This is a genomic window from Humibacter ginsengisoli (assembly GCF_054780095.1).
In genome coordinates, this window is sequence record NZ_BAAGWZ010000007.1 from 38694 (window position 1) to 55134 (window position 16441).

The 16441-nt window shown below is 67.9% G+C and carries 16 protein-coding genes; 4 read left to right on the forward strand and 12 right to left on the reverse strand.

Annotation, left to right across the window (positions count from 1 at the left end; genetic code table 11):
* Positions 1-67: 67 nt before the first annotated feature.
* A complete protein-coding gene (locus ACYVI5_RS13340) occupies positions 68-946 on the forward strand; it encodes an AraC family transcriptional regulator (RefSeq protein WP_460580627.1) in 879 nt (292 codons plus the stop codon).
* 42 nt (positions 947-988) lie between these two features.
* Here ACYVI5_RS13340 and ACYVI5_RS13345 read toward each other — a convergent pair whose 3' ends face one another.
* Genes ACYVI5_RS13345 through ACYVI5_RS13370 form a run of 6 tightly spaced genes read right to left on the reverse strand, consistent with a single transcriptional unit; the run spans position 989 to position 7725 of the window.
* Positions 989-2530, reverse strand: a complete 1542-nt coding sequence (locus ACYVI5_RS13345) for an inositol monophosphatase family protein (protein WP_460580628.1) — start codon at positions 2528-2530, stop codon at positions 989-991.
* Positions 2527-3699, reverse strand: coding sequence for an ABC transporter ATP-binding protein (locus tag ACYVI5_RS13350; RefSeq protein ID WP_460580629.1), 1173 nt, complete (start codon positions 3697-3699; stop codon positions 2527-2529). Before ACYVI5_RS13350 ends, ACYVI5_RS13345 begins: the two co-directional genes overlap by 4 nt.
* A gap of 12 nt (positions 3700-3711) precedes the next feature.
* Positions 3712-4605, reverse strand: a complete 894-nt coding sequence (locus ACYVI5_RS13355) for an ABC transporter permease (RefSeq protein ID WP_460580630.1) — start codon at positions 4603-4605, stop codon at positions 3712-3714.
* Positions 4605-5555, reverse strand: a complete 951-nt coding sequence (locus ACYVI5_RS13360; protein WP_460580631.1) for an ABC transporter permease — start codon at positions 5553-5555, stop codon at positions 4605-4607. The genes ACYVI5_RS13355 and ACYVI5_RS13360 overlap by 1 nt, the downstream gene beginning before the upstream one ends.
* Positions 5552-6709: an extracellular solute-binding protein gene (locus tag ACYVI5_RS13365; RefSeq protein ID WP_460534145.1), complete on the reverse strand. Its 1158-nt coding sequence runs from the start codon at positions 6707-6709 to the stop codon at positions 5552-5554. Before ACYVI5_RS13365 ends, ACYVI5_RS13360 begins: the two co-directional genes overlap by 4 nt.
* The gene (locus tag ACYVI5_RS13370) at positions 6706-7725 is read right to left on the reverse strand and encodes a carbohydrate kinase family protein (RefSeq protein ID WP_460580632.1); all 1020 of its coding nucleotides are present in this window, start codon (positions 7723-7725) and stop codon (positions 6706-6708) included. The genes ACYVI5_RS13365 and ACYVI5_RS13370 overlap by 4 nt, the downstream gene beginning before the upstream one ends.
* Before the next feature lie 253 nt (positions 7726-7978).
* Here ACYVI5_RS13370 and ACYVI5_RS13375 point away from each other — a divergent pair, with 253 nt between their 5' ends.
* Positions 7979-8764 (forward strand): DeoR/GlpR family DNA-binding transcription regulator, encoded by a 786-nt coding sequence (locus tag ACYVI5_RS13375; protein WP_460534149.1) that lies wholly within the window; start codon positions 7979-7981, stop codon positions 8762-8764.
* The gene (locus tag ACYVI5_RS13380; protein ID WP_460580633.1) at positions 8761-10134 is read left to right on the forward strand and encodes a 6-phospho-beta-glucosidase; all 1374 of its coding nucleotides are present in this window, start codon (positions 8761-8763) and stop codon (positions 10132-10134) included. Before ACYVI5_RS13375 ends, ACYVI5_RS13380 begins: the two co-directional genes overlap by 4 nt.
* A 57-nt stretch (positions 10135-10191) precedes the next feature.
* Here ACYVI5_RS13380 and ACYVI5_RS13385 read toward each other — a convergent pair whose 3' ends face one another.
* Positions 10192-10545 carry a YciI family protein gene (locus ACYVI5_RS13385; protein ID WP_460580634.1) on the reverse strand — a complete coding sequence of 118 codons (354 nt, stop codon included), beginning with the start codon at positions 10543-10545 and terminating at the stop codon, positions 10192-10194.
* Between the two features lie 129 nt (positions 10546-10674).
* The gene (locus tag ACYVI5_RS13390; RefSeq protein ID WP_460534154.1) at positions 10675-10845 is read right to left on the reverse strand and encodes a hypothetical protein; all 171 of its coding nucleotides are present in this window, start codon (positions 10843-10845) and stop codon (positions 10675-10677) included.
* Positions 10846-11202: 357 nt separating this feature from the next.
* Here ACYVI5_RS13390 and ACYVI5_RS13395 point away from each other — a divergent pair, with 357 nt between their 5' ends.
* Positions 11203-11760 (forward strand): YdbT family protein, encoded by a 558-nt coding sequence (locus ACYVI5_RS13395; RefSeq protein WP_460580635.1) that lies wholly within the window; start codon positions 11203-11205, stop codon positions 11758-11760.
* Between the two features lie 39 nt (positions 11761-11799).
* Here the strand turns inward: ACYVI5_RS13395 and ACYVI5_RS13400 are convergent, their stop codons facing one another.
* From ACYVI5_RS13400 to ACYVI5_RS13415, 4 genes are all read right to left on the reverse strand, one after another.
* Positions 11800-12402 carry a GNAT family N-acetyltransferase gene (locus tag ACYVI5_RS13400; RefSeq protein ID WP_460580636.1) on the reverse strand — a complete coding sequence of 201 codons (603 nt, stop codon included), beginning with the start codon at positions 12400-12402 and terminating at the stop codon, positions 11800-11802.
* A 61-nt stretch (positions 12403-12463) separates the two neighbouring features.
* A complete protein-coding gene (locus tag ACYVI5_RS13405) occupies positions 12464-13930 on the reverse strand; it encodes a multidrug effflux MFS transporter (protein WP_460580637.1) in 1467 nt (488 codons plus the stop codon).
* Between the two features lie 143 nt (positions 13931-14073).
* The gene (locus ACYVI5_RS13410) at positions 14074-14970 is read right to left on the reverse strand and encodes a 1-phosphofructokinase family hexose kinase (RefSeq protein WP_460580638.1); all 897 of its coding nucleotides are present in this window, start codon (positions 14968-14970) and stop codon (positions 14074-14076) included.
* A gap of 131 nt (positions 14971-15101) precedes the next feature.
* A complete protein-coding gene (locus tag ACYVI5_RS13415) occupies positions 15102-16310 on the reverse strand; it encodes an ROK family transcriptional regulator (protein ID WP_460580639.1) in 1209 nt (402 codons plus the stop codon).
* Positions 16311-16441 lie beyond the last annotated feature (131 nt).

Here is a 16441-nt window from a genome sequence, read left to right on the forward strand (position 1 = left end):
GACCGGCCCGGAATGATGGTTCCTACGGGATTCCTGGATGATTCTCTGATTTGCTACGCTCTTCGCCATGCTGCTTCGAGATGGATTCCCCGGTCAGCGGTTACGCGTGCTCCCAGCGCCGTTGGTCCGCGGTGCACTGGAAGAACCCGTCACGAGACGCCTCCTGGTAACCGATGCCGGGTACTTCCCGCACGCGGCGGCCCATGGACGGATACGTACCGACGGTGCACGCGAGGCGATAGTCATGGTGTGTACTGGCGGGTGCGGCGTCCTTACACTCGACGGCCGGGACCACAGAATCGAGACAGGCGACGCCGCCGTCATTCCGCCCGGATCGCCACACAGGTACATCGCAGATCAGCTCGACCCATGGAGCATCTGGTGGCTCCATGCCACAGGGTCGGATGTCGACGAGTTAGTCGCGGGCATCCTCGGCACTGACGCCGATCCGGTTCTCCATCTCCGGGATGTCTACACGGCGGTCGCCCTCGTGGAGCAGGTCGTCTCGTTGCTCGAGAACGACGAGACGATGGCGACGCTGTACAAGGCAGCGGGGTCGGCCTGGAACCTGTTCGGACTGCTCTGCGCGGATCGCTTGCGCGGGGAGCCGCAGACCAGCGACCGCATCCATGTCGTGCAGGAGTATCTGCGCGCGAACCTCGCATCATCGGTGTCGGTCTCCGACCTGGCTCGGCTCGCCGGCCTCAGCACGTCCCACTTCTCGGCCCTGTTCAAGGCGTCTACCGGATCAGGTGTCGTCGAGTACGTGAAACGCCTACGCAGCGCGCGGGCGCGCGAATTGCTCTTGACGACGGCCCTGTCGATCAGTGAGATCGCGGCCCAGACCGGATACACGGATGCGTTCTACTTCTCACGGCAGTTCCGTGCGGTCAATGGAACCTCGCCGAGCGCTTTCCGTGCAGCGGCCGCGAGCACATACGTTTAGGTGCGAACGCGTCTCTCCCCGCACGTCGCATTCGGCAGCTGTTCAGCCGGCGAGATACTCATCCTCCCTGATCGCCGCCTTCCACTCCGCGTAGAGCGCGTCTGCGGCCCACGGAGCTGCCGCGAGCACGCCTCCGGATGCCGGGAACGACGTCGGCGACCCATCCTCACCGAGCACCAGGCCGCCGGCCTCCTGCACGATCAGGATCGCAGCGAGGTGATCGACCGCGCCGAACGAGCCGATCACGGCACCGACACCGCGGCCGGTCGCGACCCCGGTCAGCGTCAGCGTTCCCGATCCCATGATGCGCATCGTGCAGTAGCGGTCGCCCAGCCGGCGGAGCAAGGAGACCATTCCGGGCCACGGATGCTGGTTCGCCAGCTCCGTGCTCACGATGCGGCCGCGGAGCGGGTCACCATCGGAGGGTGCGGCATCCCTCAACCGGAGCGGATGCCCGTTCAACCGCGCCCCAGCACCTCGCCTCGCATCGAAGACATCACCGCGCCACGGGTCGGCGACCACGGAGACGACCGGCTCGTGGTCCACCACGAGTGCGAGCGAGAACGCGTTCCAGGGCACGCCGTTCGCGAGATTGGCCGTGCCGTCGACCGGGTCGAGGTACCAGCAAGGCACCCCCGCGCGCTCCGATCCGCCGAATTCCTCGCCAACGAAGTCGTGATCGGGGAACTGTGCTGCGATGACCTCGCGCACCTGCCGTTCGACCGCCGTGTCCACCTCGGTGACGAGGTCGGCGGCGTCGCGCTTCGTCGAGATCGTGCCGAGGTCAGCGGCGCTGGTGTACTCGACCGCCCATTCGGCCAAGGAACGAGCGACCACGTGCGCGCGGTCCAGCTCCTCCGCAGGATCAGCTCCAGACCGCTCCTCCGCATCCGTCGCGATGCTCTGGAATCGGCCCAGCCGGTTGGTCGTCACGGTGTCCACTCCTGTTCTGATCGCCCAGCGCATGACCGCATCGTCATCGACGGTCCACACCGTGACGTCGAGTCCGAGCCGATGGATGTCATCGACGAGCCCAGGAGACATCACGGCGAACGGCGTGTTGATGCACTCCGGCCGCAGGTCGCCGAGGTCGTCGTCGGTCGGCGGCGTCGTTCGGCTCCACGGCATCCAGATGCGCGCGTCGGGGTCGAGAGCCCTGATCATGCGCATGCCATCCAGGTCGCCGCACCAGGCAATGGATGCGCCGGCACTCTCCGACGCGATGACGGCGTGGGCGGGAGCCGCGAACGACGCGTCGTCCATGTCGATGAGCAACGTCGAGTGGACGCCGTCGAAGAGCTCGAGCACCTCGCCGAGCGACAGCGGACGGTGATCGGCGTCACCGAGTGCGAGCACCTCGTCCCAGGTCGTCTCGGCCACCGGTTGCGGAAGGTTCCACAACCGTTCGAACGTCGGGTCGTGCACGACGACCACCTGGCCGTCACGGGTGACGCGCACGTCGATCTCCACGAAACCGGCACCGGACGCGATCGCCGAGCGGATCGCGGGCAGCGTGTTCTCCCGGTACCGGCTGGAGTCGCCGCGGTGCGCGCACGCACGAACGCGCAGCCCGGTCGCCGTCATCGGGCGGATGCCCCGTCGTCGGACGTCACTCCGACTCGCGGCCGATCGGCGGACCCGGCCATCGGCCCGGCGGCGGCACCGGCGACCGTCACGCGCTCGCGGGCTGGCTCGGTGGTGCTGCCCTGCAGCACGCCGTCCTCGTACCGCAACGCGCGCACGATGCGCGCGAAGCCGCTGTCCCCGATCACGGGCGCCTCGCCGGAGACGTACGCTCGCAACGTGGCATCCGTTCGGCGCAGCACGAGCTCGTTGAAGTGCCCACGCGGGATGACCCGCTCGACCACGGCCTCGACGGCACCGGGCGCCGGCTCGCGGTGGAACGCGACATCCTCGGGCCGAACGGCGGTCGTCTCCTCGCCCGGCACGATCACGCCGTCGCGCAGCGATCCCTCCAGCATGTTGATCGCGCCGATGAACGTAGCAACGAACGTGGTGCGCGGCTGCGCGTAGAGCTCAGCCGGGGTGCTGTACTGCTCGATGCGGCCGGCGTTCATCACGGCGATCCGGTCGGAGACCGACATCGCCTCATCCTGGTCGTGCGTCACGATCACGGTCGTGATGCCGAGCCGCTGCTGCAGCTCGCGGATGTCTTCCCGCACCTTCACCCTCAGCTTGGCGTCGAGGTTGCTGAGCGGCTCGTCGAGCAGGAGCAGCTGCGGCTCCTGCACCAGCGCCCTGGCCAAGGCGACGCGCTGCTGCTCCCCACCGGAGATGCGTCCTGGCCGTGAGTCCCTGTGGTGCAGGAGGTTCACGAGCTCCAGCGCGTGCTCGACCCGGCTGGTGACCTCCGCGCGCGGCAGCTTGCGCAGGCGCAGGGGGAACGCCACGTTCTTGAACACCGTCATGTGCGGCCAGAGCGCGTAGTTCTGGAACACCATCGCGCTCGGCCGGCGCTCCGGCCCCAGCCGTGTCACGTCGCGACCCGCGACCCTGATCGATCCGCTGTCCGGAGTCAGGAACCCGGCGATCATGCGCAACGTCGTGGTCTTGCCGCATCCGGACGGGCCGAGAAGCGACACCAGCTCTCCCTGTCGGACGGAGAGGCCCAGGTCGTCGATGATCGTGCGCCCGCCGAGCACCTTGTTCAGGCCCTCGATGGTCAGGCCCTGCTCGTCACGTGCGGTCTCGCGGTTCTGTTCTGCGGTCGCGCCGTGGTCAGGCTCGCCCATGGTGCACCCCTTCTATCTGATCTGGAAGCCCTCGGCCAGCTGTCCACCCATGATGTGCTTACGGGCGACGAGCAGGAGGACGACGGACGGAATGGACAGCAGAATCGAGAACACGGCCGCGACCTGCTTCGGGTAGTTCAAAACGAGCGTGTACATCTCGGTCGGCATCGTGAAGTAGTCGGGTGCGCCGACGAGGTACGTGCCCTGCGCCTCGTCGAACGAGGCCAGGAACGACATGACGATGGCGACGAGGATGCCCGGCAGCGCCATGGGCAGCGTGATGCGGAAGAAGACCCGCAGCTTCGATGCGCCCGCGTCGCGCGCCGCCTCCTCGAGGCTCCGCGGAACCGCCGAGAATGCCGCGGCCGGGATCCACGTCATGAACACGATCGTGCCCAGCAGCTGCACGATCACGATGCCGACCACGGTATTCATCAGGTTCAGTGCGTAGAACAACGACGCGAGCGTGGCGAACAGGCCCATCTTCGGGAACGCGTTCGTCGCGAAGAGCCCCACGAGGAACGTGCGCCTGGCGAAGAACTCGTGCCGGGCGAACGCGTACGCGGCCGGCAGGCAGATCACGGCGGAGCACAGCACCACGATCGGCGAGATCACGAGCGAGTTCTGCACGGCCGCGCCGAGACCGGGATCGCTGAAGACAGTGCCGAACCAGTGCAGCGTCCAGCCGTTGGGCCAGAGGTTCGGGAACGTCCAGCTGGTCGCGAAGGCGTGCACGGCAAGCCACGCCAGAGGCCCGAGGATGAACAGGATCATGAACGCCGAGAACAGCACGATGAGCGCCCTGCCGGCGATCCGGCTCACGAGCGGGCTGCGCTCCTCGAGCTGCGGCTCCGGCCGGTCGTATTCGACTGCCGGCGGCGGCGTGCGATCGGTGACCGCGCTCATCACGCCCTCCCCTGTTCCTTGGCGCTTCGAAAGTTCGCCCATACATAGAACGCGCCGATCGCGGCCGCGACGATGAAGATCGTGAACGCCATCACGATCGACTGCTGGGGCCGGTTGAATGCGGTGAAGTAGCTCGTCAGCATCACGCCGAGCATGGTCGGCGCGTTCGGACCGGTGAAGTACGGCACCGTGAACGATCCGATCACGCCGATCGCGGTGAAGGTGGAGGCGATCACGATCGGCACCGACGACATCGGGATCAGGATGCTGAACGCGATGCGAGCGCGCGAGGCGCCGGCGTCCTGCGCGGCCTCGATCATGGCATCCGGAATCGACTGGAATCCGGAGGAGATCATCAGCACTGCGAACGGCAGCGACGTCCACACCGAGCCGATGACGATCGCGACCACGGTGTAGCCCCACGTGGGGCCGACGAGACCGACGGATGCGAACACACTGCGGATGAACCCGTCGCCGGCATAGAACGTGAGGATCGCCCACGACGCGATGACGACCGGGATGAACAGCGGAACGACCGCCAGCCCGGAAAGCATCGTCGCGAACCATCCGGCCCGCATGCGCAGATAGAGGCCGATGCCGATCGACATGCCGAGCACGACCACGGCGCTCACGACGGTGACGACGACCGTGACGGCGAGGTTCGTGAGGAACTGGGTGTCGCCGAAGACGTCGGCCCAGGCCGCGAGCGTTCCCCACCAGTCCGTCGCCTTGTGCACCTGCTGTCCCACCAACGAGACCACGGTGTTGAGCCCGCCGGTGAAGCCGAGGCTGAATCCGAGCGCGAGGATGACGGGCAGACCGACGAAGAGCAGCACGAGCACGATCGGCGGCAGGGCCATGAGGAACCCGGCCACCGAGAGCCTCGGGGTGCGCCTGACCCCGAGGCTTTTCGTGCCGCTTCTCGAGCGACGCGCGGTGGAGACCGTCACTTGCCGGGCACCTGCTGAGACCACTGCTGGTTCATGTCGTTGTTCATCTGCGCCTGGTACGTCGGGCGCAGCTTGTCGATCTGCGCGTTGGCGAACTCGGTCTGGATCGACTGCGGCAGCTCCTTCAGCGGGATCACCGGGTAGCCGGCGACCGACTGGGAGATGGATGCCTGCGCCGACGGCGTCAGCAGCCAGTTCAGCAGCTTGTAGGCATCCTTCGCCCGCGGCGACGCCTTGAGAACGCCGAGGTACGAGGCACCACCGGTAAGAGACGGCGTGGTCTGCGTCGCCTTGATGTTCTTCGGGATCTGTCCGCTCTGCACACCGGAGGTGAACTGGTCGGACCAGACCGGCGCCATCAGGATCTGGCCGCTGGAGAGCAGGTCGAGCACCTGGTTGTTGCCGTTCGGGTACACGCCCTGCTGGTACACGTAGGGGTTCAGGCTGCGCAGCGTCGCCCAGCCGGCGTTCCAATCGGTCTCGAGGTTCGGCTCGTACTCGGTGACCATCTTGGCGCGATCGGCCGACGGAATCGTCTTGTCGAGAACCGTGGTCACGAACGCGCCGCCGCTACCGCCGGATGCCGGTGAGCAGTACGTGAACTTGCCCGGGTTCGCCTTGATCCAGGCGAGCAGGTCGTCGACGGTCTTCGGCGGCGAACTGATCTTGTCGCTGTTGTAGGCGAGCAGCACTGACGACGCCCGGTACGGCACCGAGTTCGCCCCGCCCGGCTTGCGGATCGCCTCCGCCACCTTGGAGAGGTTGGGGATCTGCTTCGGCGTCGCGGTCGCGAGCAGTCCGCTGGTGGAGAGCTGCTGCACGAATCCGGCGTCGACGATGTCGTAGCCCGGGTCGCGCTTCTGCACGGTGGCGGCGGTGATCTTCGCCACCGTCTGCTGGTCGTGCACACCATGCAGGTCGAAGTCGACCTTGACGGAGTACGACGGGTTCGCCTTCTCGAAGGCCGGGATCAGAGTCTTCTGCCACAGGTCCTGGATGTTCGTGTCTGCGCTGACGAAGACCGTGAGCGAGTGCTTGCCTCCCGAAGTGCTGCCGCCCTGCGACTGATTCGCGCTCTGCACGCATCCCGCGAGAGCGAGCGCGACGGCGGTCGCCAAAGCACCCGCCATCACTCTCCGTCGTGTTGTTCTCATCGTTGTCCTCCTGTCGTTATCCGTTTTCTCGCCCATTCGGCGATCGGTTCCCAGTGCTCGTCCGGAAGTTCCTCGGGCAATGCGGCCGCCAGCTGTTCGCGTCGGGGTGCGCTGGATGCCCCGCCGAGCGACTGTACGGATGCCGACGCCGCGAGCGTGGCGAACCGCAGCGCGGTCTGCAGCGGCCAGGCCTCGCGCTCGGCGGTCATGAAGGCCGCGGTGAACACATCGCCGGCGCCCGTGGGGTCGACGGCCCTGACGCGCGGCGCGTAGACGCGCTCCACCTGGCCACGCGCGGAGTCGACGGCGAGCGCTCCGGCCGCGCCCAGGGTCACGACGACGAGGCCGGCCCGCTGCGCCAGCACCCGTGCGGCACCCTCGACGTTGTCGCTGCGCGTGTACGCGAGCGCCTCGTCCTCGTTCAGGATGAACGCATCCACGTTTGTCAGCCGCTCCAGGTCGCTGCCGTCCCACGCGCCCGTTACGTCCCAGCCGACTCCGCCGTAGACGCGAGTGCCGCCGGCACGCATGCGCACGACCCAGTCGGTCTCCGCATCGGCCAGGTCGATCTGGCAGTACCCGGCGTCCGGCGTGGCCCCGGCAGGCAGCGTCGAGGGCATCGCGGACGCCTCGTCCTCGTACGTGACGAAGCTCCGGTCGCTCCCCTCGGTCATGACGGCCGTCACGGCGACACGGGCAGACGGATGCTCGGCGATCCAGTGGGCGCGCAACCGCGGTTCGTCCTCGAGGAGCGAGCGCACCAGACGGCTGACCGGGTCGGTGCCGAGCACCGCGACGATGCCGGAATCCATTCCTAATCGTGCCGCAGCGATCGCCCGGGTGGCGACGCCGCCGACGGTGAGAACGAAGTCGGAGGCGTGCACCTCCTGCCCTGGACCGGGCACGGGAACGTCGGCGAAGACCAGATCGCAGTAGAGCCGGCCGCCGAAGACCGCATCGATCCCCGCCGGGGAGGCCTCGATGCCTGCGCTCGGTGCGAACCTCTGCTCTTCCACCTGGTGCTTCTCCACTCACGGTGCGTGATCACGGGAACTCGGGCTACGACGGGCGCGTCGCCATTGATCGCGCGAATTGTGACATTGTTTGACTGGCTTTGAGCATAGGCGCGCGACGTGCCCCCCGGTCAAGGGATGTCAGGACATTTTCTCAAACCGTTACCGCTCGTTCAGCCGGGTTCGGCGTCGCCTTCCTCCTTCCTTCTTGCGCGATTCACGCAAACTCCGTCACCCGACGGATAAACTCGTGCCCATGATTTCGAAGGCCCGGCGCACCCGGATCCTCGACGCCCTGGCCGTCGACGGATCGGCTTCGGTGCGAGAACTGGCCGAACGCCTCGAGGTGAGCGAGTCCACGATCCGCCGTGACCTCCAGCGGCTCGACGAGAACGGCGAGCTCGTGCGCACGTACGGCGGCGCCGTCGTCCAGCCGCGGGCCACGTCGGGTCAGCCGGGTGACCCGGAGCGCCTCGAAGACCCGTGGACGGTCGGCGACGACCTGGAGGCATCCCTCAAGGCGGCGATGGGCAAGGCGGCGGCCGATCTCGTCACCGACGGTCAGGTCGTGCTGCTCGACATCGGCACCACGACCTCGTTCGTCGCCCGTGCGCTGCGCGGACGCCCGGTCACGGTCATCACCGGGAACGTCGCAGCGTTCGACGAGCTGCGCGACGACGAGGCCGTGCGGCTCGTTCTGCTCGGCGGCGTCTTCCGCCGCAATTACCGCAGCCTCGTGGGATCGCTGGCGCAGAGTTCACTCGACCAGGTGAGCGCCGACATCGCGTTCCTCAGTTGCACCGGCGTTCGTGAGAACGGCTCGGTGGTCGACGACATGGCCGTCGAGGCACCGATCAAACAGCGGATGCTCGCGGTCGCCGATCGCAGTGTGCTGATGGCATCCGATCGCAAGTTTCCCGGCACGGGTTCGCTGCGGCTGTGCTCCCTGGCCGACGTGGACACGCTCGTGACCACTGAGGGAGCGAATCCGAACACGACAAGGCTCTGCACCGAGGCAGGCGGAACGGTGATCGTCGCATGAAGCTCGCCATCCTCGGCGGCGGAGGATTCCGCACCCCGTTCGTGTATCAAGCGCTGCTCGGCGACATCGGCCCACGACGGGTCACCGAGGTGGCCCTCCTCGACAGCGATCGGAGCAAGCTCGACGGTATCCGTCGCATCCTCGACGAACTCGCCCAGGGACAAACGGCACAGGGGCGCACGGATGCCCCGCGTGTCGTCACGACGACACACGAGCGCGAGGCGATCGAGGACGCGGACTTCGTGTTCGCCGCCATCCGGGTGGGCGGCATCGCCGGTCGCCGGCACGACGAGCACGTCGCACTCGACCTCGGAGTGCTCGGGCAGGAGACCACGGGGCCGGGTGGCCTGTCGTACGCGCTGCGCACCATCCCGGTCATGCGTCACTACGCCGAAGTGATCCGCGAGCACGCTCCGGGCGCCTACCTTCTGAACTTCACGAATCCGGCAGGCATCATCACCGAGTCGCTGCAGCCCATTCTCGGTGACCGGGTGCTGGGCATCTGCGACACCCCGTCCGGTCTCGTTCGCCGGGCGGCGACGCTGCTCGGGCTCGAGTTCGACCGCCTGCAACCCGACTACATCGGCCTCAATCACCTCGGCTGGATGCGCCGGCTGCTCTACGACGGGGTCGACGTGCTGCCCGCGCTGCTCGCCGACGACGAGCGGCTGGCAGCGCTCGAAGAGGGCGAGGTGTTCGGCACGCAGTGGATCAGGGCGCTGGGGGCGATCCCCAACGAGTACCTGTACTACTACTACTTCAATCGCGACGCGGTTCGGAACGTGCTCTCCTCGGGCCTCACCAGGGGCGACTTCCTCGCGCAGACCCAGGACGAGTTCTTCCACGGGCTGGCCACCGAGGCCGGGTCGGCCGTCGAGCGCTGGCGCGCCGCCGTGGCGCGCCGAGATGCGAGCTACATGGCGGAGGCGAAGGGCGGCACGCAGGATGCCCCGGCTCGCGCACGGCTCTCGGACCTCGACCCGGTGATGCAGGGCTACGCCGGCGTCGCGCTCGAGGTGATGCACGCGATCAGCCGCAACGAGCGCTCCACGATGATCCTCAACGTGCGCAATCGGGGCGCGATCCCCGGCATGCCCGACGACGCCGTCGTCGAGGTGCCGTCGCTCGTGGATGCCGGCGGCACGCATCCGCTGGTGACCGCAGCCCCGGATGCGCACCAGCTTGGCCTCATGCTGCAGCTCAAGGACGTCGAGCGGCACATCATCCGCGCGGCCACCACAGGCGACCGCAACGAAGCACTGCTCGCGTTCGCGCTGCATCCGCTCGTCGACTCGGTGACGACCGCGGAACGACTTCTCGACGGATACATCGCCGCCATCCCGGAGGTCGCGGCGGTCTTCCGCGGTTGACCCCTGCCTTCGCTAACGAGGTCTCCGCTAACGAGGCCTCCGCTAACGAGCCCTCCGCTAGCGAGCAACGAGTGGGATGACCTCGACGGCGCTGTGGTCGGCCCGCGTCTCCGCGAGCAGGCTTGCCAGTGCGACGGCATCCGCTTTCTCCGGCACGTCGATGAGGTAGAAGCCGCCGAGCATCTCCTTGGTCTCGGCGAAGGGCCCGTCCGCTGCGGTGGGCTCGCCGGTGCTGGAGGCCCGCACTGTCGTCCAGACGCTGCGGCCCTTGAGCTGTCCAGAGGCCAGGATCGCCGTGGCCGCCTGCTCGCGGAAGCGGCGGTGTCCCTCGTCGATGGCGGCCCAGTCGTCGGTGGTCATCGCATCCCACCGTTGCTCGTTCCCGCTGATCGCGATGAAGTACTCGGTCATGTGTCGTCCCTCTCTGCCGTCGGTGACGAGCGTTCACGCATCGTCACGGAGACGTCGAACGGCCGGCGCCGGATTCGACACGGCCTGCTCACGCGACGGCGAAATCGGCAGAGTGCCGAACGACGACGGTCAGTCGAACTTCGGCAGCACGTACATCGGGAGCGCGAACGAGAGCGCCATGGCGATGATCCCGCCGAAGAACGTGAGGCCTTCCCAGTTGGCGACTTCGGGCGCATAACCCATCAGCGCCATACCGCCGAGGAACAGCACTCCCGAGACGACCAACGCGACCACTTTCATGCGGAACACTCCCACTCTGCCGGCACCCCGAGCCGTCGGTGCCTCGCCATCAAACCTAGCCGGTCGGCTCCGCGGGCGTCAGCGGGGAGCATCCATTTGCGGATGTTCGGGCGCCGATTTCACGGATGTTCGCGCTCAGGCGCGCACTGGGGCGGAATGGGGGTTCTATCTGTGAGGGATTCTCGCTAGTGTGGCCCTGGGAGACGCTCTTCCGCTGTTGTCGGTTCGAGGGGCGATGACGCGATCGGGCACCGGAGCGATGCCTAGGGCCGTGGGCGAGAGAGCCGCGGTCAGGGCCGCCCGAAGAGCAGCCCCTCCAATCTGAATGCAAATCCCCAGAGAGGCTTCAGGAGCTCTGTGCTTTCCGAGCAGATGATGACGACCGAGACGCACGTGTTGCGTCCGCATCGTCACCTGCTTGCCAGCGGGATGATCGCCGCGCTCGCCCTCACCACTCCCCTGTTCGCCGTGGCGTACTGGCTGACCATCAGCAGCGGAGGATGGCAGATCACGCTCGCGGTGCACGTGTTCGTGGCCTTGATCGCGATTCTCGCCGTACTGCAATACCGCCGCACGAAAGTGCTGGTCTCGCCCGAGGGGGTGCTGGAGCGTGGCTTTCTTGGCCGCGTCTCCGAGATGTCGAAGCAGGAGATCGGCATGCTGTGTCTCATCGAGATCTACAGCGACAACGCGCTCGACACGCAGCCGAATCTCTTCATTCTCGACAAGGACGGTGCGCCGCGCATCCGGCTGCGCGGGCAGTACTGGTCGCGCGCCGACATGGAAGACCTCGCGGATGTGCTCGACCGTCCGCTCGTCAGCCCGCAGGAGTCTGTGACGCTGTCGGAGATGCGGTCCACGCAACCGGGATGGTTGTACTGGTTCGAACGGATCCCGCTGCTCACCTGGTTGTAGACGCTCGCCGACGAGAACTCGCTCGGCGGGAGCGACGGGTCAGACTTCCGCGTCCGTGCGCAGGCCCACTCGTGTGCCTGCTGCGCTGGACGGAAGCGGCGTGAAGCCGAGGCGACGGTAGAACGCGCCGGCGTTCACGTTGTCGGCTCCATACTCCAGCCACACGCCGGGAACACCGCGCGACCGCAGCTCCGTCGTCAGCGTGCGCACGAGCATCCGCCCGAAGCCCTGTCCTTGAAGGTCGGGCAGCAGGTCGATGTGCAGGTGCGCCGGGTAGTCGTCGAGCTCGGGGATGAGCATCCGTTCCGGGCGACGAGCGTCGCGAACGAAGCGCTGGGTCGGAGTGTCGTCTCCGGTCAGCGGATACTTGGCCTCGAACCCGGGCAGCCACTGCGTGCGCAGGCGTTCGACGAACGCGGCGGTGTCGGCGACGCCGAGAATGTAGCCGTGCGCGCGCCCGTCGACGTCGACGACGAATGCCGTCTCGGGTGCGAGGTCCACGTACGGCAGCGCGTAGATGTCGGGAAGCACGTCGTCGTTATCGAGCCAACCGGTGGCATCTTCGCCCGACTTGCCGGTCTTGAGGCAGATCTCGTACACCGCGTCGCGGTCGCCTGAACGGTACGGACGGATGCCTGTCACAGTTCTCTCTTTCGTCGAACCTCGAGCGTCGGCCCGGCCGCGCCGGCCGCGTCGGCCCGCGTCAGCGCGCGAGCGGCGGCACGGTGCGCGGCCGCACCACGAACCACAGTGAACCGACCGACACGAGCGAACAGGCGAGCATCACGATACCCATGGGCGCGGCGCTGGCCACGCCGAGCAGGCCGACGAGCGGGGAGATGAGTCCCGCGATCGCGAAGTTGGACGCGCCCTGCAGCGACGCCGCCGTACCGGCCTCTGCGCCGTGTCCGTTGAGGGCCAGCACCTGCACGCAGGGGAAGCCGAAGCCGCACGAGGCGATGAAGAACCACAGCGGAACGATGACACCCCAGATGCCGCCGGTGCCCGTGCTGCCGAGAACGACGATCAGCGCAGCGGCGATCGTCATGGTCGCCGTCGACACGGAGAGCACCCACTGCGGGCCGAACCGCTTGGCCAGGCGCGCGGCCGTCTGCACGCCGATGATGATGCCGACGGAGTTCGCGGCGAACAGTGCGCCGTATTGCTGCGCGTCGAACGAGTAGACCATCTGGAAGACGAACGAGCTCGACGACAGGTAGGCGAACAGCCCGGAGAAGTTCATCGCGCTGACGATGACGATGCCGACGTAGATGCGGTCGCTGAGCACGGACTTGAACCGCTGCCCCACACTGGAATGGCCCGAGGCGATGCGCGCTTCCTTGGGCCGGGTCTCCACGATCCACAGCACGAGGCAGGCCAGCATCACGGCGCTGTAGGCCGCGATCACCCAGAAGATGCCCCGCCACGGCATGATCAGCAGCAACTGCGAGCCGAGCACCGGCGCGATCACGGGCGCGAGGCCATTGACGAGCGCAAGACGCGAGAGCATCGTCACCAGACGATGCCCGCTGAAGAGGTCGCGCACCATGGCCATCGCGACCACACCGCTGGCGGCGGCGCCGAGGCCCTGCAGCAGACGGAACAGGCTGAGCAGCTCGACGTTGGGTGCGAGCGCCACCCCGAGCGACGCCAGGATGTGCACGGCCGTCGCGAGGATGAGCGGCATCCGCCGTCCCACCTTGTCGCTCCATGGGCCGACGATGAGCTGACCGAGCCCGAAGCCGACGGTCGTCGCGGTGAGTGTGAGCTGGATGATCGCGGTCGAGACGTGGAAGTCGCTCTCGAGCTTCGGCATCGACGGCAGGTAGGTGTCCATCGTGAAGGGGCCGAGTGCGGTGAGCGCACCGAGGATCAGGATGTAGGTGACCCGCTTGCGCGTTGGCAGCGCGTCACCGGGGTGCACCACGGATGCCGGCATGGTGATCGGCGAACGGCGCCCTCGGCCGCGCGTGCCCGGCTCGATCGTGGGGATGCCGCCGGTGGGCATGCCCGCCGTGATGCCCACGACCGGGATGCCCGACGTCTGCGTCTGGACGAAGTCGGTGTCTTCGGCGGCCGATGGGCATGCGACATCGCCGCGGCGAGGAGAACGCGGGGTGGTTCCGGCTGCGCCGGGAACGACGGGGATCGGTTTCGTGGCGGTAGACATAGTTCTTCTGCAGGAATTCGCTGACGAGGTGCTTCAGAGGGTCGAGACGCGAATCGACGCCGCTCAGTGCTGATGAGGAGCGGCGTCGAATCGATTCGAGACAACTCTAACTGATGTCGGCTGGACATCGCCAGAGTGTGGTTCTAATCCGCGGCGAGGCGGCCCTGGCCGGCGACGAGTGCGTTGCGCTCCCCCGCGTTCGCAGCGGCGGCGAGCGCATCCGCCGCCGAGTCACCGCGCTCGAACGCCGCGAGCAGCCCGCCGAGGAAGGCATCGCCGCTGCCCGCGGGGAACCGGCCGCGCCGGGTCGACGCCGGAACCGAGGCCTGGATGCCGCCCAGCAGCGCAGCCGACCCCGCGACGCCGTCGGTGACCACGGCGTCGCATCCGTACTGTGCACGCAACCGATGGCAGGCATCCGTCGCCGTCTCCAGTTCCGTGTCGAGCAGCTCGGATGCCTCGCGCCGGTTCACCTTGATGAGCTCGGCTGCCGGCGCGGTCGCGCGCAGTCCGTCTCCCGACCCGTCGACGACGATGCGACACCCGTTCCTGCGCAGTTCGGCCAGCAGCGATCCGAGCTCGTCGAGCGGTACACCCGGCGGGACGGATCCACTCAGCGCGACCCATGGCATCGGACCAGAAGTGCTCGCTGTGGCGACTGCGCCGCGGGTGGCGGCGGCGTAGGCATCCCACTCGTCGGCGTCGAGCTCGGTGGCCGGTTCGTACAGGTCGGTGCTCGTCGCCGACTTCGCTCGCCCGACCACGGCGATGCAGGTGCGCGTCACGCGTCGCAGCGGCACGACCGTGGCCGCAACGCCGTCTTCCGCGAGCATCTGTGCGACCCACTCGCCCGTCGCGCCGCCCAGCGCGACCAGCGTGCTCACCTCGGCGCCGAGCGCGGATGCCGCCCTCGCCACGTTCAGTGCCTTGCCACCCGCGACCCGGGTGACGGCGAATGGCCGCGTGATGTCGCCGACGTTCAGCTCGTCGACCTCATACGTCACGTCGAGGCTGGCGGAGAGCGCGAGCGTGATGATCATGTGCGGCAGCCTATGGGCGCTCTCTCGGCTCGGCCACTCGGGGACCGCTTCGATCACGGCAGTGAGTGAAGCGGTCCCGTCAGGCTCGGTTTCGATACGCGGCTTCGCCGCTGCTCAACCGGCGACGAATGTCAGCGACGGAGCACCGTCGGGTCGGCCATCAGTCTCGTGAACGCGAGCTCCGCGGCGCCCACCGTGAGCACCTCGGTGCCGAGCTCGGCACGCACGATGTCGACCTGCTCCGCGGATGCCGTCAGCGACTGCTCGCGCACGGCGGCGTCGAGCACGTGCGGCGCGGCATCCAGAAGCACCCCGAGAAATCCGCCGAGCACCACCCGCCTCGGGTTGAGGATGTTCACGGCGTTGCGGATCGCCACCGCGAGGTAGCGCAGCTGGCGCTCCACCTCGTCGCGCCCCTTCTCGTCGAGGCTATGCATCGCCTCGTCGAGTCCATCCGCGTCGTCGAGACCGAGCGCGTCGAGAAGGCGAGCCTGCGAGACCTCCGTCTCCAGGCATCCGATGGCGCCGCAGTGGCAGCGGGATCCCTCGGAGTTCACCAGGGTGTGCCCGAGCTCTCCGGCGTAGCCGGAGCTTCCGGCGAGCGGCAGCGCGCGAGTGATGACTCCGCCGCCGACGCCGCCGGGGCCGCCGTTCAGATAGATGAGGTCGCCGATGCCGCGCCCTGCGCCGAACAGGTGCTCTGCGTTCGCGCCGAGGCTGGCGTCGTTGGCCACCAGCGCGGGGAGCCCGGTTGCCTCTTCGAGCAGCGCGGCGAACGGCTCGTCGACCCACTCGAGGTGCGGTGCCATGCGCACGACGCCGTCCGCCTCCCGCACGCTGCCGGGCACGGCGGCGCCGATGCCGGTGGCCCGCAGACCGGAGTCGAACAGGGCCTTGAAACCCTCCAGCACGTTCGCGACGATGCGCGCGGCCTCCTCTGCGGTCGGCGGCTCGGCGGTCGCGTGCCGCACGCGACGGTGCACCGTGCCGTCCAGCCCGACCAGACCGACATTGACGCCGTCGACCTCCGGATTCACCGTGACGACGACCACCTTCGGGTTCGCGACCACCACCGGACTCGGCCGGCCGACGCCTGTCGACTCGCGCGGCTCCTGCTCCGAGACGAGACCGAGCGCGGCGAGTTCCGCGACCAGTGCGCCGATCGTGGACCGACTGAGCCCGGTCGCCCTGGTCAGCTCCGACCTCGAACGCCCGGAGATGCCGTGCACGAGCCGCAGCACCGCACCGAGGTTGTGCTGCCGCACTCCGTCGAGATTGCTCCCGAGCGAGGGGCGCACTGGCGTGGTATCCGGCGTCGGCGCCGACAAGACTTCGGTCACTTGAGGCAGCCTACTGGTATTCACGTTCGGCAACCGAACTTATCGGCCACCGGTCCAGCCGGTCGGGCCTGGGCAGCCCGGTGAGACTAGGCCTATGGGATGACACTAGGTGCACGGCAGCTAGTGGCATC